The following is a 20,329-nucleotide window of genomic DNA, read 5'->3' on the forward strand; positions in this document are numbered from 1 at the left end:
AAAACGATAAAAATTGCTAATGCGTTATCTTACCCTCATCTTTATTTGTGTTTGTTTTCAATATAATTTTTCACAAAACATATCAGACCATCCACTTCAATCAAGCGATCCTATTCAACAAAAAAAATGGGTAGATAGTCTTTATAATTCTATGTCTGTAGAAGAACGGATTGGTCAACTTTTTATGGTTCAGGTGTTTTCTAATAAAGGAAAAGCATATGAAAATAAAATCGCTCATTTAATAAATCATCAACACATTGGTGGTTTAATTTATTCTAATGGTGGACCTGTACGTCAAGCTAAATTAAATAATGAATTACAAGCAGCTTCCAAAATTCCATTGTTAATTGGTATGGATGCAGAGTGGGGGTTAAGTATGCGCTTAGATTCTACTTATGCCTTTCCATGGAATATGACACTTGGGGCTATTTCAGATAATAAATTGGTAGAACAAGCCGGAAGACAAATTGGGGAACATTGTAAACGATTAGGTGTTCATTTTAATTTTGCGCCAGCCGTAGATATTAATACTAATCCTAAAAATCCTATAATTGGTAACCGTTCATTTGGAGAAGATAGAGACAATGTTACAGACAAGGGCTTAGCTTTTATGAAAGGAATGCAAAGCGCTGGTACTTTAGCTAACGCCAAACATTTTCCTGGCCATGGAGATACAGAAGAAGATTCTCATTTAAAATTACCAACTATTAATTTTAGCGCCAAACGTATCGATTCTATTGAGTTATATCCATACAGAAAGCTTATAAAAGAAGGTTTAGCTAGTGTTATGGTGGCACATTTAAACGTACCAAGTTTAGAATCTCGTAGAGATTTTCCTTCATCTTTATCCAAGCATATTGTTACAGATATTTTAAAAGATAGTTTAGGTTTTAATGGATTAATATTTACAGATGCTTTAACTATGAAAGGTGCTGCAGATTATGTAGCAAATAATATAGATGGTAATAATAAAAAGAGCTTAGTAAAAGGTGGTGAAATTGATTTAATGGCTTTTCTAGCAGGAAACGATGTAATGTTAATGTCTGAAGATCCTGAAGCGGGTATTGCCAAATTTGTTGAAGCAATTAATAATGGTGTTATTACAGAAGAACGATTAGCGTATTCAGTAAGAAAAATATTAATGGCTAAATATAAAGTAGGATTAAATAATTATTCGCCAATAGGAATTTATGATTTAAAAAAGGACCTTAATAGATTAAAGGATGATCTTTTGTACGAGGAACTAATGGAGGGTGCAATTACAGTGGCTAAAAATACTAATTCATTATTACCATTAAGAGATTTAGAAACTAAGAAGATTGCTTATATAGCATTAGGTGATGATAGTGGTTCTGCTTTTTTAGATGAATTAAAAAAATACACAGAAGTTCACGAAATACAGGCAGATAAGCTTAATGAAGCTGTCAAAAAACTTCAAAATTACAATACGGTGGTTGTCGGTTTTCATAAATCTAATGCAAACCCATGGAAGAGTTTCAAATTTACACAGCAAGAAATGGCTTGGTTGTATGAAATAGCGAGAACGAATACTGTTATTTTAGACGTTTTTGCAAGACCATATGCTTTAAATGATTTGCTATCCGTAGAAAATATAGAAAGTGTTGTAGTGAGTTATCAAAATAGTAAAATAGCTCAAGAAAAATCTGCACAACTTATTTTTGGTGCTATTGATGCTAAAGGAAAATTACCAGTTACAGCAGGTCCATTTTTTCCTGTAGGCACAGGAGAAACTTACAATTCTATACTGAGTTTAAGCTACGGTTTGCCAGAACGTGTAGGTATGGATTCTGATTTGCTAAACCGAATTGATTCTATAGCAAATTATGCTATTGAAGGTAAAATGACACCAGGAATTCAATTAATTGTTGCCCGTAGAGGTAAAGTTGTTTACAACAAGAATTTTGGATATCATACTTATGAAAAGAAGAATGAAGTCGATTTTGATGATTTATACGATGTAGCATCTTTAACTAAAATATTAGCAACGCTACCCGTTTTAATGGAATTGGAAGAACAAAGATCGGTGTCATTAGATGACAGGCTAGGAAATTTAATGCCAGAGTATAAGAACTCTAATAAAAAGAATATTACACTTAAAAAAATGTTATCGCATTATGCGCGTTTAAAGCCTTGGGTACCTTTTTATTATGCAACTTTAGATTCTGTAACAAAATTACCAGATCCTAAATACTATAGATTTAAAAGTACAGAAGGATTTAGAACCGAAGTGACTAGTACACTTTTTATGCGTGATGATTATCAAGATTCAATTCAAAAAATTATTAGAGACACTGATCTATTACCGAGCTTAAGATACCGTTATAGCGATTTACCATATTATATTCTTAAGAAATATCTTGAAGGTTTTTATGACAAACCTTTAAGCGAAATAACGGAAGATCGATTTTATAAATCACTTGGTGCTAATTACACCACTTATAATCCACGAAAAAAGTTTAGCTTAAAAGATATTGTTCCAACAGAAATAGATAACTATTACCGCTATAAAGAAGTGCATGGTTATGTGCATGACATGGGAGCAGCAATGCAAAATGGAGTTGGTGGACATGCAGGTATTTTTAGTAATGCTAATGATGTGGCTAAAATAATGCAGATGTATTTGCAGAAAGGTTTCTATGGAGGAAAACGTTATCTTAAAAGTGAAACGATAGATAAATTTAATTACTGTTATTACTGTGGAAACAATAATAGAAGAGGTATTGGTTTCGATAAGCCTCAATTAGGTGAGGCAGGACCCACTTGTGGCTGCTTATCTATGACAAGTTTTGGACACTCAGGCTTTACAGGAACTTACGCTTGGGCAGATCCAGAAGAAGAGATTGTCTATGTCTTTTTAGCAAATAGAACTTATCCTGAAGCAGGAAAAAATCTTTTGTTAAGAGAAAATATTAGAACAGAAATTCAACGTTTAATCTATGAAGCTATTATAGATTAACATTATAAATTATAAGGATCAGCGTCTTATTTCTAATTTTGAGGTCTTTTAAAAAAAGACCATAAATTAGAAAGGATTTAAATAGGATTACGACTATAGCCAAATATTAATTTCGGTACTTATAATTTTTTAATATTTAAAACTAAAAATGAAAATAGGAATAGTTTGTTACCCAACATTTGGCGGCAGTGGAGTTGTAGCTACAGAATTAGGTTTAGAACTTTCTAAACGTGGTCATGAGATTCACTTTATAACTTATAGTCAGCCTGTAAGATTAGAATTGTTGAGTAATAATGTTCATTTTCATGAAGTCCATGTACCTGAATACCCTCTTTTTTTATATCAGCCTTATGAGCTTGCATTGTCGAGTAAATTAGTAGATATGGTAAAGTTACATGGTATAGAATTACTACATGTTCATTATGCCATTCCGCATGCTTATGCGGCGTACATGGCACAACAAATGTTAAAAGACGAAGGCATTTTTGTGCCTATTGTAACAACTTTACATGGTACGGATATCACCTTGGTAGGTAGTCATCCATTTTATAAGCCAGCAGTAACGTTTAGTATTAATAAATCTAATGCAGTAACTTCTGTTTCAGAAAGTTTGAAACGAGATACTATGCGCTTATTTGATATTAAAAGAGAGATATCTGTTGTTCCTAATTTTATTGATCTTGAAAAGCACGAACATAAATTTACGGATTGTCAACGTGGTATGATGGCAGATGATGATGAACGTATTATAACACATATCAGTAATTTTAGAGAAGTTAAACGTATACCAGATGTTATAAAGATCTTTTACAATATTCAAAAAGAACTACCCGCAAAACTGATGATGGTAGGTGAAGGGCCTGAAAAAGAAGCGGCAGAACATTTAGTTGAAGAATTAGGGATAAGCGATCGCGTTATTTTCTTAGGTAATAGTAATGAAATAGATCGGATTTTATGCTTTAGTGATCTATTTTTATTGCCATCACAAACAGAAAGTTTCGGTTTGGCAGCGCTTGAAGCTATGGCGAGTAGTGTTCCTGTTATTTCTACTAATTCAGGTGGATTACCAGAGGTCAATGAAGATGGTTTTTCAGGTTATTTAAGTGATGTTAATGCGATTAAAGATATGTCTGCAAATGCCGTTAAAATCTTATCAGACATTAAAACTTTAGAAAAATTTAAAATCAATGCCAAGGAGCAATCTCAAAAATTCGACTTGAGAAATATAGTACCTATGTATGAAAAAATTTATGAAGAAACTTTAAAAGAGTTTCTAGTTGTTAATTAGCTTCATCTTATTGTTTTAGTATAAAAAAAAAGTCTTTCTAATTGGAAGACTTTTTTTTATAATTTATTTTCTATTACCACATTTCACTTACTTCTTGCTTTATAAAAGCTAAAGCGGCATTACTAGGAGCCGGACTTTCCATAAGATGAGTTAAAACAACTTCTCTAAGCTTGCTAGCACTATCGGTTGATTCTTGCATGGCAGCTTTTCTAATTAATTGAATGGTTGCATTTTTTGCTGCTAGTGTAATTGACCAACATTGATCACTTACATAAATTTGTTGCGATAAATTATGCTCTAACTCTTGTTCTATAGTTGCAATTAGTAAACTTTCATAATCTGTTTTATTAGAAGACGTAGGGTGGACCCTCGTTAAAAGTTTTGAAGGTGCAATTCGCTCTAAGAAAAGAGATATACGTTCGTAAGCTTGCAAGCGTAATGGAAAGCTTTCTTTTTGCAAATCTTTCAGTAATAAAAAGCGTCTTCTACTATTTTCATTTTCTACATGTTGCTTAAAAAAATAGTAAGCCACTGCACCAATGATAGCAGCAGGAGCAATGCTGAAAAGTAATTCGATAATGTTGTCAATATCCATAGCATAAATTTAGAATACAAACTTAAAACCTTTAAGTCTATTGCACAAACAAAACCGCTAATTGAATGAAGTCTGTCTTTCATTTCATGAAGTCGCTTTTAAGGTATATGGTAACGTGCAGTTTATAGTGTACGGCTTATTTTGCATAAGCTATTGATTTTTACGTCGTGAAAAGTATCTAATCGTTTTCGATTGCTTACACGAAATAATCTTTTTTTAAAATAATTCTAAAAAAGAAAGAATTAGAGGGTAACAATTTTCCGATTCACTTGATATAACCTCGAACGTCAGTTTTCAAAGCGTTAACTGAATTATAAAAAACTAAAATATAATAATTATGAAATCAATTTTAAAAACAATTTTATTACTAGCAATTACACTTACTTTATTTAACTGTGATAATGATGATGGCAATGCTCCAAACATAAGTGTTTGTAGTTATGAAGGACTTACGGCAGACATACAAGGCACAATAACTTTAATACCAGAATCGGACTTAGTTACAGATTATTTTCCAAATAATGATGGGCCAGGTATTCCCGCAGTTGAGGTATATCACTCGGTCAGTCCAGGAAGTACATTTGTAGTAACAAGAGCACTTACGGTGGGGGCTGTAGATTCAAGTCCACAAATAGTAATTAATGGTACCACTCATTCAGGTGTGGTAACTTGTCAAAGAGCGGGGAGTGCTGTAGGAGATGAGCTTCGATTAGATATTGTACTAGCCTCAGGTGAAGAGGTAGAATTATGTGTTATAATTGATTATGTAGCCCCTTAAAAAAGTAGATTATGAAATTAGGAATAAACACCTTATTAATACTAGTTGTTGCTCTTACTTTTTTTAATTGTGATAATAACGATGATGCGACGTCAGCAGCTTCAACAGATGGATTTACAATAAATTCAACATTTTATGAAACTGTAAATGCATACGTCACTATAGATCAATTAGACAGCAATGCAGATGGTAATCCTGATCATTACAACTTTATTTTTACTGATGGAAGAATCACAGATACTTTTGGAGATGTAGGTCTTGGTTATGCGTATGCCTATTCGGTTAGTACCACTTCAAAATTGGCTTTAATAAAAATATCCGTAGATGATAATGCAAGTTTATCTACGGGTTTAATTTCTACTGGTAATACATATATCGGCTCTAGTTTAAGTACTGGTGTACCTAATTACTCAGCAGATTCTTTAATAGCTTATGATGGAGTCGTTTCTCCGTCCTTCGGAACAGAGAATGGAATTAATTATGGTCACCTTCCTGAAACAAGTGGAGTTTGGTATACTGTAGGAACTATAGGACCGACGGTGATCATAAATGAAATAAACATTGATACAAAATGTGCCAGCAAATAGCACAATCGATGTAGATTATACGTTTTTAGCTTCAGATGGCACCTCTATTACTGGTCATTACGAGGGCACTTTAGGAATAATATTAGATTAAAACAATTACTATGAAATCACTTTTTAAATCGATGCTTTTAATGGCATTAGTACTCTTGAGTTTTAGCTGTAATAGTGACGACGATACAATTACACCAACCTTAAATACGAATGAATATTTTAAATATTCAATAAATAATGGTCCTGACCGTATTTTTGATGCTTACGCTAGAGGACGGTATGAGCCAAATCCCAATTCTACGTTTGAGAAATTTTATTTTAGAGCAGGTGCGGCAACGGCAGATGGTTCGACTGTTATAGTTGATGCCGATTTTACGTTTCAAGACTTTACATCGTTCACAAATACATCTAGTTTTAATTGGGGAGTATCGGATGGTTTAACGGCTAATTTTTATTTCACAGAATTAACTCCTGGTCATACGTTTTTGTCTAGTTGGACGGTCATGCCAAGTAATCCTATTGTGTGCACAATTACCGTGCACCCAGTGAATGTAGGAGACTATATAGAATTTACTTTTCAAGGTGATTATTTACTTGCAACAGATAACTCTATACAAGGATCAATAGTAGGAGAGGGTAGAGTTTTAAGAGAATAAGTGATTCAAATAAATAATAAAAATTATGAAACGAGCATGTTAAAATTATTAATAACAAAGATCTGATTAATAACGAACAGCATGTGACCTTCGGAAAAAATAAACAGATGAAAACATATATAAAAACAATAGTGTCAACATTAGTCGTGTTATTGACTTTTAGTTGTAGTGATAATAGCTCTTCAAGCGGTTCTGGAAGCACAATAAATGCGGAGTATGCCTATATCACAGATGGTACAGATTTAAAAATTATTGATATTACGGTACCAACCGCACCAACTTTAGTAAATAGTATTGCGGTAAATACATCTTACTTTGTAAGTGTATCTCCGGGTGTGGCTTATGTTGCTCAGTATGATGCGACCGAACCTTATTTAAGTATTGTGGATATTAGTAATGTAGCGGCACCAAGTATTCAGGCAGAGATTCAAAAGAGTAATACGCTTGCTTTTAGTTTATTAAGTGATATGTACACGGTTAATAATGTGGCTTATTTAACAGATGTTTATAGAGGTTTACATGTTGTAGATATCGCTAGTTTTAATTTTACTAGTCAATTAAATTCTGGTGGAGATGCTATGAGTCTTACAAAAATTCAAAATGAATTATTTGTCATAGATCAAACTAACGGTCTACATTCTTACGATGTTACAGCACCTGGAACGCCTACGGCAACTGGAATAACAAATACCACAGATATTGATATGGCTTCTTATGGAGATGCCCCTTTTGGTCAATATCATTCATGGGTTGAAACTGATGGAACTTATCTTTTTGTTGCTAATACAATAGATAAGAAAATAAAACAATTCGATGCTGCAACACTTACGTTAGTTAACGAAGTTAATATAGAAGGATATCCTACAGCTTTCGCAATTCATAATGGTAATGCTTATGTAACCATGAAAGCCAGTGCAAATGCACCTCTGCAAAATAGTTCTGATAGTGTTAGAATGTATGATTTGGCAACACTTTCCTTACAAGATATGAAAATACTATCGCGATCAAGTGGTGTAGCATTAAATGGGAATTACGCTTATGTAACAGATGCAAATGGACTTTATATCTACGATATCAGTGCGAATGATTTTGTATTAGAATCGTCATTAGCCATTGGTTTTGGAAACTTTATAGCCCTTGGTCAATAACATTGAATAGGCTTACATAGCATTTTAAACATTTCAAAAACATAAATTATGAAAACAAAATTACTATTATTGGCTTTTCTCAGTTTAGCCTTTTCAGCATATGCGCAAGAAACTTACGTACCAGATACTATTTTTGAAAATTATCTAGAAACGCACAGCCTTAGTGGTGATATTGTAGCTTTAGGCGACCCAACAAGTATGGGAAATGGAATTGCTAACGATAGTTATGTAACCACATCTAAAATTAATAGCGTTGGTGTTTTATATCTCAGTAATCTAGGGATTTCAGATTTAACTGGTATTGCGGATTTTACAGACTTACAAGTGCTCTATTGTGACTATAATGAATTGACGGAATTAGATTTGACACAAAATAGTGCTTTAACGTCTTTAATTTGTTCTTATAATGAGTTAACTACGCTCAATCTTTATTATAATTATTATTTGTATTTTTTAGAGTGTCATAATAATCAGTTGATTACAATTGATGTTCGTCAGAGTTACAATTTAACATATTTATCCTGTTTTAATAATGAAATTATAGGCTTGGACCTTTCATCAAACATGGGTTTACAAACCTTATATGGTTATAATAATGATTTATATAGCTTGAAAATTAAAAATTTCAACAATACCGCTATAATGAATTTTGATGTGACAAATAATCCAAACTTAACCTGTATAGACGTAGATGATGCCAATTATAGTACGGCAAATTGGACTGATATTGATGCAACAGCTGTTTTTAGCGAAGACTGTGATACCTTAGGATTAACATATGTACCAGACGATAATTTTGAGAATTATTTAGAAACGCATACAGCTAGTGGTTCTGCTGTTAACATCGGTGATCCTAATAGTATGGGAAATGGAATAGCAAATGATGATTATGTTACTACTGCTAGTATTGACACGGTTACATATTTAAATATTCACACTCAGAATATTGTAGACTTAACAGGAATTGAGGATTTTACGGCTTTATTGCGTTTTTACTGTTTTAATAATCAAATTACTACCTTAGATTTGAGTTCTAACCTTTTAATAACGAACGTTTATTGTTATAATAATTTAATAACCAGTATCAATGTTACTCAAAATGCAAATTTGAAATTATTACAGGCAGGACAGAATCAACTAACAACTGTAGATGTTAGCCAAAATTTACTACTAGAAAATTTATTAGTAATTATGAATCAGATAACCAGTTTAGATGTTACTCAAAATCCTAATTTAATATCGCTTTCGTGTTCTGGTAATCAACTTGAAGCTTTAGATGTTTCCGAAAATTTGAATTTACTTGCTTTAATTTGTGGTGATAATCAAATTACCAGTTTAGACCTTTCTCAAAATACATTGCTTCAGTCTGTTTTATGTGAAGACAATCAGCTAACAAGTTTAAATGTAAAAAATGGAAATAATAGTAATGTGCTTGGAACAGCATTTAACGCATCAAACAATTCAAACCTTACCTGTATTGAGGTCGATAATGCTGCATGGAGTACCACAAATTGGATACAACTTGATGTAACGAGTAGCTTTAGCGAAAATTGCGATTTTAATGAAACATACGTTCCAGATGATAATTTTGAGAATTACTTAGAAACGCATGATGCTGCAGGTAATATTGTATCTCTTGGAGATTCTAACAGTATGGGTAATGGAGTCGCAGGAGATGATTATGTGACTACAGCTTCTATAAATTCTGTAATTAACTTGAATGTTACGTCGCAAGCTATTTTAGATCTAACAGGAATTGAAGATTTTGAAGCATTAGAAAATTTACACAGTGTTAACAACCAGTTAGCTAGTGTTGATTTAACTCAGAATATTTTATTAAAAAAATTATATTTAAATAATAATCAATTGGTTAATTTAGATGTGTCTCAAAACATCCTTTTAGAATTTTTAGATATAAGTTCTAATGAGATAAGCACTATAGATGTGACTCAAAATATAGATTTAGACCATTTCTATATAACTAATAACCCAATAGCAACTATAGATATTTCACAAAATATAGCGTTAGAATATTTTCACTGTAATAGTACTGAGTTAACGAGTTTAGATTTAACTCAAAATATAGTTTTATTTAGACTTTATTGTCAAAATAATTCTCTGACTAGTTTAAATATGAAAAACGGAAACAATAATAATTTAAACGGTCAATTCTTTAATTCTTCTAACAACCCTTACTTAATATGTATAGAAGTAGATGATGCGCTATACTCTGCAACAAACTGGACAAACAAAGACGCTGCATCAACATTTGTAAATAACCAAACAGAATGTGCTGCATTAAGCACATCAGAGTTTACTCAGACAGAATTTAATGTCTATCCTAATCCTGTAAAGCATGAACTTACGGTTTCAATAATTAATGAAGCTAGTTATAGTTTAATAACGGTAAACGGGCAGGTGATTAAAAGCGGACAATTTACGACTGGTGAAAACACTTTAAATGTCTCTGGTTTCTCAAGTGGTTTATACTTTTTACATGTGAAAACAGAAAGTGGGATTTCAACTAAAAAAATAATCAAAGATTAAATTTACAGTTATATTTAACCTTCATACAACTAAGAAATAGAGACAACTAATTTTATTGAAACATAACAAACTCCATATCACAATTTATTTTCTTCTGATATGGAGTTTTTCATTCGCACAACAATATACCAATTACGCTACAAAGGACGGTTTACCTAGTAATCACGTCTATACTATTATGCAAGATGCTAAAGGCTTTATGTGGTTTTTAACAGATAAAGGCATGGTTAGGTATAACGGAAAAACATTTAAAACTTTTACAACCAAACAAGGTTTACCTAATAATGATGTATGGGATGCGTTTCCTACACCAGATGGTAAAATTTGGTACATGTCTAAATCCGCACGTTTAGGATATATAGAAAATGATAGGGTTTATTCTTTTCCGAGTAAAAATAGGGAAGAGACTTTAAATCCTATATACACTATTCAGTTGAATAATAATGTTTATCCTGGTGGGCCAAAAAATGTTTATCATTTAAAAGACAATGTTTGGCACAGTTATAAAAACACGCCTAAAGCCAATAAACATAAAGATTATACCAGAGTTTTTAATGACAAAGTAGCTTACTTAGGTGTTAGTTTTGAAGATGAAAGTCTGACTGTTTATGATAAAAAAAATAATCTATTAAGCAAGAGCTCTACTAAACATATTATCAATCAAAATAGTACTAAAGGTCAGATAGGGGATAGCTTATTTTTTTGGGTGTCTGAAAAATCATACAGCTTTTTAAATCTAAAAACATTCGTTTTAAAAAGTTTTAAATTCAAAGATGAAGTTGGTATAGAAACACTAAAATATCCTAGAATTAATTTAGTAGGAAATTCAATTCAAATCAGTGGAGACCGTTTTGTTGCCAAACTTAATAAAGGTCTTCATGTAGAAAATCCTTTTATTTTTCCTTTAGAATTAAATGCTCATTTTGGTTTTATTGACCAACAGAATACCATATGGCTATCTACATTTACTAATGGCGTTTATAAATTACCGCATATAAAGCAAAAAATAGCTTACCGGTTTAATAATGAAAAAATTCAGAATTTAAATAGCATAAATAATCAATTATTTGCAAGTGTTTATAATAAAGGGTTCTTTAAATACAATGAGGTAAATAAAACTTTTCAATCTTATATAACATCTAAAGATTACAATTTTGGATCTGTGTATTTAGATAGTCTCAAACGTACTTTTTTCTTAAAGAAGTCTGGTTTAATCTCTGAAAGTAAAGGGAAAAGAGATATTATAAATTTTAATACAAGTGGAAAAGCTTCTTTATTTATTAACTCTTTTGTAAAGAAACTTACATTTTTTAACTCTAACTTATATGGGATTTATTCTTTCGGGATTTTTAAAATAGATTCTAAAACCTTTAATATTAAAAAAGATATTATTCTTAAAGGGTCTAATGATTTTCTAGTTTTTAATTCACGTTTAATTATAGCAACTAATAATGGTTTAAAAGAATTAGAAGATGATACTATTATAAAAGTAGATTTTAAAGATGAAAACTTCAATAAACCTATTTTAAGTATAAAACCACTTTCACAGACCGAAATATTAATTAATACCGATGGTTATGGAAGTTATATTTCAGATTTAAAAACAAATACAGCTTTAGATAATTCAGAGTTTTTAATTGTTCAAGATGCATTTATAAATGAAGATAATATTTGGTTAGCTACTAATTCAGGTATTTTACGTTATCGTAAAATCAATGATAAGTATAAACTTATAAGGTATTACGATGTCAATGATGGTTTGCCAAATAATAATGTTAACACAGTTTATGCTACAGAAAAAGACTTAATTATTGGTACTAATAACGGATTAGCCATTATACCTATAAATCAGACAAGAAAAGATTTGTTAATTGATGTTTTTATAAATGAAGCAACCTATAATCAGCAGCAGATATCTAAAAGTAATTCCATGTTTGATTATGTGAATAATAATACAATACAATTTAAATTTGAAAGTATTGATTTTTCTGAAGATAAGTTAAAGAATGCGGATTATTTATATAAGCTAGAACCATTGCAAACCAATTGGGAGAATACGGCAATTAACACCGTAAACTTTAATAATCTTAAACCAGGTGATTACACGTTTAATATTCACAATAAATCAATTTCTAAAAAAATAAGATTTAAAATAGAAGCCTTGTGGTGGCAAACCTTGTGGTTTAAAATCATAATTGTTGGAGTAAGTGTATTTGTTGTTGCATTAATTTCAAGATTTTTTGTGAAGCGTTCTCAGTTTAAAAAGAATAAAAAGGTATTTGAAGATAAACGACTAATTGAATTACAGTTAAAAGCCTTACGTTCTCAAATGAACCCACATTTTGTGTTTAATTCTTTAGCAGCTATTCAGTTTTATATTAATGAAAATGATTTTGAAGCATCAGAAAGGTATTTGGTGAAATTCTCTAAACTAATAAGACAATTTTTCGAACTCTCTAAAGAAAACGAAATCTCATTAGCTTCAGAAATAAGCTTGCTTCAAAGTTATTTAGAAATAGAAAAACTACGTTTTAAGGAGAAATTGAATTTTGAAATTAATGTAGATAAAAATCTTTATATAGAAGATCTGAAAATTCCAACGATGACACTGCAACCTATTATTGAAAATGCTATAAACCATGGAATATTCAATAAAGAAGACAACGGAATAGTTACCGTTAATTTTAAAAAAGGAGAAGGAGATATTGTAATTGTTGAAATTATAGATGATGGTGTTGGATTTGTAAATACTAAAAAAGGTCATCGAAAAGGAGTGAAATCATCTAGTGTTTTAAAAGATAGACTTCATTTTTTAAATAACTCTAAAAAATGGAATATTTCATATACAGAAGAAGAATTACATCCTGAGCAATACGAAAAAGGGAATAAATCCACATTTATAATGCAAAAACTATGATAGAAGAATTAACAGCTATAATCGTTGACGATGAAATATCGAATATCAAAGGTTTGCAGAAAAAGCTTAAAAACTTATTTCCAAATATAACTATTGTTGGCAGTTACCAAAAACCAGAAGCCGCTATTGTGGCTATAAAAGAGTTGAAGCCACAATTGGTGTTTTTAGATATACAAATGCCTAGAATTAATGGTTTTGAGTTGTTAAAAGCTGTCGATGTGATCGATTTTCAGGTCATATTTGTAACAGCTTACAGCGAATATGCGATACAAGCATTTAAGCAAAATGCGATTGATTATATTCTAAAGCCGATTGACAACATAGAATTAAAGTTGGCCGTTGAGAAAGCGATTAAAAGCGTGGAAGCTCAAGAGAATGTAGAACTGAATTCAAAGTTGTTAAAGTTAATTTCAACTACAGTTACAGAAAATAATAAGCTGATTGTTCCTACCGTTAAGGGCTTATCCTTTATTCCTCAAGATGAAGTTTTACATATTGAAGGCTATGAAGGTTATACTAAAATCCATTTAGAAGATAATTCTACTTTAATGAGTTCTTACAACTTAGGGAAGTTTGAAAAAGTGGTGTCCTCTAATTTTTTTAAATGCCATAAATCGCATATTGTAAATCTTAATAAGGTGAGACATTTTGAAAACGAAGGGTATTTAGTATTAGAAAATAAACAACGTATTCCAATTTCTAGAGCCAATAAAAAAGCGTTTCTAGAGCTATTTAATTAAAGCTGTACTTCAAAATATTATTAAAGCACAATACAATATAAAAGCGTTGATTATAAGGGTGTAATAATAAATTTTTTAAAAAATAGGGTAACAAATCGAAGCTTGTTTTGATATAAGGGTGATAATAAATTAATAACACTCTTAACTCAAAATAATATGAAAACAAGAAAAACTATTTCAAGAATTTCACTAGCATTAGTTCTAGTGTTTAGTGTACTATTTACTTCCTGTGAAAAAGAGGAAGGTTTCAACGATACATCTTCTGGCAGTGACCATAATAACATAGGTGCTATAGATCAAGGCGCAAGTATTCAAAGGGACTTTATAGGTAAAATAATAGATGAATCTTCTATGCCTTTAAGTGATGTAAGCGTCGTAATAGGAAGCAAGATAGCGACAACGGACGCCAATGGTATTTTTATGATTAAAAATGCTTCTGTTAATGAAAGACAAGCTTATGTAACGGCAGAAAAAGCAGGTTTTATTACAGGCTTAAAAACCTTAGTGCCTACAGAGGGTATAAGTAATGTGCGTATTATGCTTGTTGCTAAAAACCTAACAGGTTCTGTGTCTTCAGGAACAAATAGTGAAGTGTCTCTAGGTAACGGTGCTAAAGTAAAGTTCGATGGTGCTTTTAAAGATGAAGATGGAAATGCGTACTCTGGTAATGTTGATGTGTATATGTATCATTTAGACCCTGCGCATGCTAATGTATATGATGTAATGCCTGGAAATTTACAAGCTATAAACAATGACGATGATGAGCAATTACTAGAAACGTATGGTATGTTAAACGTGGAATTAAAAGGTGATTCTGGTCAGAAATTAAACATAGCAGACGGTCATTTGGCTGAAATACATATGCCATTAGATCCTGCACAAAGTGGAGTAGCACCTTCAACAATTCCATTATGGCATTTTGATGAGGTCAATGGGTATTGGGTAGAAGATGGAGAAGCCGATTTAATTGGTGGTGTATATATTGGAGAAGTTTCTCATTTTTCATGGTGGAATTGTGATGCTCCTTTTCCAACGGTATCGTTTTGTTTAAATGTTGTAGATGATGTAAACGTACCAATTTCTAATGTAAAAGTATCATTAGGAAGAGCAGGAGAGGTCTATCCTAGATATGGGTTCTCAAATGCAAATGGTGAAATTTGTGGATTAATTCCAACAAACGAAACCATAACGCTCACGGCATATGATCAGTGTGGAGCAATCGTGTTTTCAACACTTATTGGCCCATTTTCTACAGATACTAATTATGGCGATATTGTGCTTTCAGGTGCTATAACAGAAGTAATATCAGGTAACTTAGTAAACTGTAGTAATGCTAATGTTACGGACGGTTATGTGAATTTAACTTACGGAAATCAGGAGGCATTGGCTGAAGTTACTAATGGAGCTTTTGCAATGAATATTATTAAATGTGCTTCCATAAATACGTTTTCATTAGAAGGAGTAGATTACGATGCGTTTCAATCAACAACCGTTTTACCTTTTAATTTAAGCACTCCTAATGTTGGTAGTATTATGGCTTGTAGTACGGTTACGGAGTTTATTTCTGTGCAAGTAGATAGTGATCCTGCAGAATATCTTTTAATGGATCTCTATGCGTATCAAGAAGGACCAGTAGGTGGCATGTTTGTAGTGTCTAGTCAATCCGAAGATGGTTCAATTGGAGTAGGTGGTGATACAACGACACCAGGCACCTATACAAATCCAGACTTTTGGGTACAATCGTCTATCTTAGATATGGATTATAATGCACCAGATACTCTCCAATTTACTCTATCAAATTTTGGACCAATAGGAGGTTATGTCGATATGACTATAACAGGGACCTATACGGATACGAGCGGTGCCGTAAAAAACTTAGCAATCACTATTCATGTGCTAAGAGATAGTTAATAGAAAAAGAAGAATAATACCTAAAGAGCCATTTCATAGTTTGAAATGGCTCTTTTTGAGTTAACATAAATAGGGTATTGGTTAATAGTTTTAAAAGCGTTTAGGTAGATTCATCCATAATATTTCAGGACTGAATAAAATGACAAAACCAAAACATAAAAAAGCGATCATTGTAATAGCTATTATAATAATCGTTACTGTGCCACTATCATTCTTAGCAAATAGTTTTATTGAACAAAAAATAGGTGAGGAGCTTCAAAATGTTTCCGAATCCACTAAAATCGAGTATACAACTATTAATGCTAATATATGGACAGGTCATGTTGAGGTGGAATCGCCAACAATCCTTGTCTCAGGAGAAACAACTAACAAAACCATTTTAGACGCAAAACTTAAATCTATAGAAATCAATGATGTTGGCTATTGGGATTTACTTTTTAATGATAAAATAACAATAGAATCCCTTGTAATTGATGAGTTGGTAGCAAAATACAAACATAACTCAGTGGTGAAGAATGAGGATTACCAAAGCAGCTTTCTAGATAAAATCAAACAGGTTATTCATGCGGAAAAAATCGCAATTACTAAGGCTGATGTATTAATAACGAATTATGAAAGTGATTCTATAATTTTGAGTATTCCTAACTTTAATTTCGAAGTTCTCGATTTACAAATAGATCCTAAAGCATCAACAGCAAACAAGAAAATTACATATAATAATTTTGAATTAAAGGCTGAAAATCTAAAATGGGCAACCAATACTTATGATGATATTTTAGTTGATGACATTCATTTCACTAATAACAGCGCAATGCTTAAAGGTTTCAAATTAAAAACAAAATATTCAAAATCAGAATATTCTTCTATTTTAAATAAAGAGCGAGATCATTTTAATCTTTCAATTGCAGCGTTGAGGTTTGATCATTTAGACTTTGGTATTGATAATGCAGAGAAGTTTTATTTCAATTCTAAAAAAGTTTATTTAAAATCACCGGATGCGGAAATCTACAGAGACAAATTGGTTACAGACGATGTATCTAGGAAGCTTTTATACGGAACAGCGTTAAGAGCGTTAAATTTCAATTTAGGTTTAAAATCTATAGAGATTGAAGACGGAGCAATTTCTTATTTAGAAAAAGTAAAGACAGATGAGCAAGCTGGGCGATTAGATTTTAGTGAGATGAATGCTAAAATTTCAAATTTAGGAAACACGTTCGGAGATCAAGAAACTACAATCGCTATTCAAACTAAATTCATGAAAAATTCATCTTTAAAAGTTGATTGGAATTTTAAAGTTTCAGATACCACGGATCAATTTATGTTTAAAGCAAATCTTGGATCATTTAATGCAACTCAACTAGCACAGTTTACCAAGCCTAATTTAAATGTAGACTTAAATGGTGAATTAAATCAAACTTATTTTACCATAAGTGGAAATCCATATACATCACGAATAGATTTAAAAATTAAATACGATGATTTTGAAGTTTTAATTCTGAAAAAAGATGGTAGAGAGAAGAATAATTTTTTATCAACTTTAGTTAATTTATTTGTTTCAAAAGATAGTGACGAAGATAAAAGAGATTTTAGGTATGGTCAATCAGATCAAGTAGATCGCGATGTTACAAAATCTGTTTTCAATTTTGTTTGGTTAAATATCAGAGACGGTTTATTATCTGCCATGGCGGGTAATGGAGAAAAAGAGAATTAATATTGTTGCAAGTTTTATAAGATTATTTATAATTAATACCAAATCATTGCGGAAAACTATGAGACAATCCGTAATTTTACATCTTCAAAAAATTTCAGATTGGAAAAGTATCTTAGTCAGCTTAATGAGGCTCAATTAGCGCCTACTATACAGATTGATGGACCAATGATTATCATTGCTGGTGCAGGTTCTGGTAAAACACGTGTGCTTACATTTCGTATTGCTTATTTAATGAGTAAGGGAGTGGATGCCTTTAATATCTTGTCGTTAACCTTTACAAATAAGGCAGCCAAAGAGATGAAAGGCAGAATTGCAGATATCGTTGGTGATAATGAAGCCAAAAACCTTTGGATGGGAACTTTTCACTCGGTTTTTGCTAAAATTCTACGTTTTGAAGGGCACCATTTAGGTTTTCCGAGCAACTTTACAATTTATGATACGCAAGATTCTCAAAAATTAATGGGTTCTATCATTAAAGAATTGGGACTTGATAAAGATATTTATAAAACAAAACAGGTTTATAGCAGAATTTCATCTTACAAAAACAGTTTAGTTACTGTAAAAGCATATTATAAAAATCCTGAATTAATGGAAGCCGATGCTATGGCTCGTCGTCCAAGAATGGGAGAAATTTATAAAGAATATGTAGATCGTTGCTTTAAAGCAGGAGCTATGGATTTTGATGATTTATTGTTAAGAACCAATGAACTTTTAACACGTTTCCCTGCTGTTTTAGCACAGTATCAAGATCGATTTAGATACATATTAGTAGATGAGTATCAAGATACAAACCATTCACAATATTTAATTGTTCGTGCTTTAGCAGATCGTTTTCAAAATATCTGTGTGGTTGGTGATGATGCTCAGAGTATTTATGCTTTCCGTGGTGCAAATATTAGTAACATTTTAAACTTTCAAAAAGATTATGATGGTGTAAAAATGTACCGTTTAGAACAGAATTATCGTTCTACTAAGTGTATTGTAGGAGCAGCGAATTCTGTAATTGAGCATAATAAAACTAAATTAGATAAAATCGTTTGGACCGCAAATGACGTTGGTGAAAAAGTAAAAGTGCATCGTGCTTTAACTGATGCAGATGAAGGACGTTATGTAGCAAGTACCATTTGGGAAACCAAAATGAATGAGCAATTGCATAACAGTGATTTTGCAGTGTTATACCGTACCAACGCTCAGTCTAGAGCTATTGAAGATGCTTTGCGTAAACGTGATATTCCTTACCGTATTTATGGTGGGTTATCATTTTATCAGCGAAAAGAAATTAAAGATTTAACAGCTTATTTACGCTTAATTTTAAATCCTTCTGATGAAGAAGCTCTAAAACGAGTTATTAATTATCCGGCAAGAGGAATTGGTCAAACTACAGTAGATCGTTTAATTGTAGCAGCTAACGGTTATGGTAAAACTATTTTTGAAGTGTTACAGAATCTTGATAAGGTTGATATTAACATTAACGGAGGAACTAAAAATAAGTTAAAAGATTTTGTAACCCTTATAGAAAGTTACCAAGTGATGAATCAGACTGCAAATGCGTTTGATTTAGCAGAGCATGTAACTAAAACAAGTGGGTTAATTAAAGAAATGAACAAAGATGCTACGCCTGAAGGTGTAGTTAAAATAGATAACGTTCAAGAATTATTAAACGGTATTAAAGATTTTGTTGAAGGTCAATTAGAATTGGCTGATGCAGGCGACTCTTTAGCTGAATTCTTAGAAGATATTGCTTTAGCCACAGATTTAGATGGTGACAAAGGAGATCCTAATCATGTTGCTTTAATGACTATTCACTTAGCTAAAGGACTAGAATTTGGTCATGTATTTATTGTTGGTTTGGAAGAAGATTTATTTCCAAGTGGCATGAGTATGAATACGCGTAGTGAATTAGAAGAAGAACGCCGTTTATTTTACGTCGCATTAACAAGAGCAGAAAAACAAGCTTATTTAACTTATACCTTATCGCGTTACCGATGGGGAAAATTAATAGATGCAGAACCAAGTCGATTTATTGAAGAAATTGATGAGGAATTTGTAAATATAGTAACACCACTAAGAAAACAACATGTTAACCCAATGTTAGATGATTCTATATTTGGTGACATTGAACCTAATCGCATTCGATTCGCGAAACCAAAAACAGCAAAAATTTTGAGAAAAGATTCTAAGAAGAAACCTGAGAAATTTCAAATTAGTACACCTAAAAAAATGAAGCCCCTTGCAGAAACAGAAGATGCACCGAGCTCATTTGACACGAAGTTAAAAGAAGGAAACACAGTAAATCATGATAGATTTGGTAGAGGTGAAGTTTTAAAATTAGAAGGCAAAGGCCCTGACGCTAAAGCTGAAATTAAATTTCAAAATGGTGATGTGAAAAAATTATTATTGCGTTTTGCGAAACTAGATATTCTAAGAACAAAGTAAATTTAAAGGTTTTTTTATAAAACATCTTTAATTTTAAAATTATCATC

13 protein-coding genes are annotated in these 20,329 nt (G+C 31.7%); 12 read left to right on the forward strand and 1 reads right to left on the reverse strand.

What is annotated here, in order from left to right; translation table 11 throughout:
* Window positions 1-19: 19 nt before the first annotated feature.
* Together HM985_RS14600 and bshA are read left to right on the forward strand one after the other, a co-directional pair.
* Window positions 20-2,977: a glycoside hydrolase family 3 N-terminal domain-containing protein gene (locus HM985_RS14600; RefSeq protein WP_179376958.1), complete on the forward strand. Its 2,958-nt coding sequence runs from the start codon at window positions 20-22 to the stop codon at window positions 2,975-2,977.
* A 148-nt stretch (window positions 2,978-3,125) separates the two neighbouring features.
* The gene (bshA, locus tag HM985_RS14605; RefSeq protein ID WP_179376959.1) at window positions 3,126-4,265 is read left to right on the forward strand and encodes an N-acetyl-alpha-D-glucosaminyl L-malate synthase BshA; all 1,140 of its coding nucleotides are present in this window, start codon (window positions 3,126-3,128) and stop codon (window positions 4,263-4,265) included.
* A gap of 73 nt (window positions 4,266-4,338) precedes the next feature.
* Here bshA and HM985_RS14610 read toward each other — a convergent pair whose 3' ends face one another.
* Window positions 4,339-4,860: a DUF7935 family protein gene (locus tag HM985_RS14610; RefSeq protein ID WP_179376960.1), complete on the reverse strand. Its 522-nt coding sequence runs from the start codon at window positions 4,858-4,860 to the stop codon at window positions 4,339-4,341.
* A gap of 337 nt (window positions 4,861-5,197) precedes the next feature.
* On the opposite strand from HM985_RS14610, the gene HM985_RS14615 reads away from it, so the two are divergent.
* The 10 genes from HM985_RS14615 to HM985_RS14660 all read left to right on the forward strand — a co-directional run bounded on the left by HM985_RS14615 (window position 5,198) and on the right by HM985_RS14660 (window position 20,282).
* Entirely contained in the window at window positions 5,198-5,638 is a 441-nt protein-coding gene (locus HM985_RS14615) for a hypothetical protein (RefSeq protein WP_179376961.1), read from the forward strand.
* An 11-nt stretch (window positions 5,639-5,649) separates the two neighbouring features.
* Complete coding sequence (locus HM985_RS14620) at window positions 5,650-6,225, forward strand: hypothetical protein (RefSeq protein WP_179376962.1); 576 nt, start codon at window positions 5,650-5,652, stop codon at window positions 6,223-6,225.
* A gap of 101 nt (window positions 6,226-6,326) precedes the next feature.
* Window positions 6,327-6,872, forward strand: coding sequence for a hypothetical protein (locus HM985_RS14625; RefSeq protein WP_179376963.1), 546 nt, complete (start codon window positions 6,327-6,329; stop codon window positions 6,870-6,872).
* A 107-nt stretch (window positions 6,873-6,979) separates the two neighbouring features.
* Complete coding sequence (locus tag HM985_RS14630; protein WP_179376964.1) at window positions 6,980-8,020, forward strand: LVIVD repeat-containing protein; 1,041 nt, start codon at window positions 6,980-6,982, stop codon at window positions 8,018-8,020.
* A gap of 48 nt (window positions 8,021-8,068) precedes the next feature.
* Window positions 8,069-10,567, forward strand: a complete 2,499-nt coding sequence (locus HM985_RS14635; RefSeq protein WP_179376965.1) for a T9SS type A sorting domain-containing protein — start codon at window positions 8,069-8,071, stop codon at window positions 10,565-10,567.
* 55 nt (window positions 10,568-10,622) lie between these two features.
* Complete coding sequence (locus HM985_RS14640; protein WP_179376966.1) at window positions 10,623-13,484, forward strand: sensor histidine kinase; 2,862 nt, start codon at window positions 10,623-10,625, stop codon at window positions 13,482-13,484.
* The gene (locus HM985_RS14645; protein WP_217363306.1) at window positions 13,481-14,224 is read left to right on the forward strand and encodes a LytR/AlgR family response regulator transcription factor; all 744 of its coding nucleotides are present in this window, start codon (window positions 13,481-13,483) and stop codon (window positions 14,222-14,224) included. Before HM985_RS14640 ends, HM985_RS14645 begins: the two co-directional genes overlap by 4 nt.
* Before the next feature lie 156 nt (window positions 14,225-14,380).
* Window positions 14,381-16,135, forward strand: a complete 1,755-nt coding sequence (locus HM985_RS14650; RefSeq protein ID WP_179376967.1) for a hypothetical protein — start codon at window positions 14,381-14,383, stop codon at window positions 16,133-16,135.
* A 139-nt stretch (window positions 16,136-16,274) separates the two neighbouring features.
* Window positions 16,275-17,846, forward strand: coding sequence for a hypothetical protein (locus tag HM985_RS14655; protein ID WP_179376968.1), 1,572 nt, complete (start codon window positions 16,275-16,277; stop codon window positions 17,844-17,846).
* 99 nt (window positions 17,847-17,945) lie between these two features.
* Window positions 17,946-20,282, forward strand: a complete 2,337-nt coding sequence (locus HM985_RS14660) for an ATP-dependent helicase (protein WP_179376969.1) — start codon at window positions 17,946-17,948, stop codon at window positions 20,280-20,282.
* Window positions 20,283-20,329: the final 47 nt, after the last annotated feature.

The organism is Winogradskyella wichelsiae, from assembly GCF_013403925.1.
Classification (GTDB): Bacteria; Bacteroidota; Bacteroidia; order Flavobacteriales; family Flavobacteriaceae; genus Winogradskyella; species Winogradskyella wichelsiae.

Excerpts from the sequence above, each read along its gene's own strand:
- HM985_RS14615 (WP_179376961.1), top strand. The coding sequence starts at position 5,198 with ATGAAATCAATTTTAAAAACAATTTTATTACTAGCAATTACACTTACT.
- HM985_RS14650 (WP_179376967.1), top strand. The coding sequence starts at position 14,381 with ATGAAAACAAGAAAAACTATTTCAAGAATTTCACTAGCATTAGTTCTA.
- HM985_RS14625 (WP_179376963.1), top strand. The coding sequence starts at position 6,327 with ATGAAATCACTTTTTAAATCGATGCTTTTAATGGCATTAGTACTCTTG.
- HM985_RS14645 (WP_217363306.1), top strand. The coding sequence starts at position 13,481 with ATGATAGAAGAATTAACAGCTATAATCGTTGACGATGAAATATCGAAT.
- HM985_RS14655 (WP_179376968.1), top strand. The coding sequence starts at position 16,275 with ATGACAAAACCAAAACATAAAAAAGCGATCATTGTAATAGCTATTATA.
- HM985_RS14635 (WP_179376965.1), top strand. The coding sequence starts at position 8,069 with ATGAAAACAAAATTACTATTATTGGCTTTTCTCAGTTTAGCCTTTTCA.
- HM985_RS14620 (WP_179376962.1), top strand. The coding sequence starts at position 5,650 with ATGAAATTAGGAATAAACACCTTATTAATACTAGTTGTTGCTCTTACT.
- bshA (WP_179376959.1), top strand. The coding sequence starts at position 3,126 with ATGAAAATAGGAATAGTTTGTTACCCAACATTTGGCGGCAGTGGAGTT.
- HM985_RS14600 (WP_179376958.1), top strand. The coding sequence starts at position 20 with ATGCGTTATCTTACCCTCATCTTTATTTGTGTTTGTTTTCAATATAAT.
- HM985_RS14610 (WP_179376960.1), bottom strand. The coding sequence starts at position 4,860 with ATGGATATTGACAACATTATCGAATTACTTTTCAGCATTGCTCCTGCT.
- HM985_RS14630 (WP_179376964.1), top strand. The coding sequence starts at position 6,980 with ATGAAAACATATATAAAAACAATAGTGTCAACATTAGTCGTGTTATTG.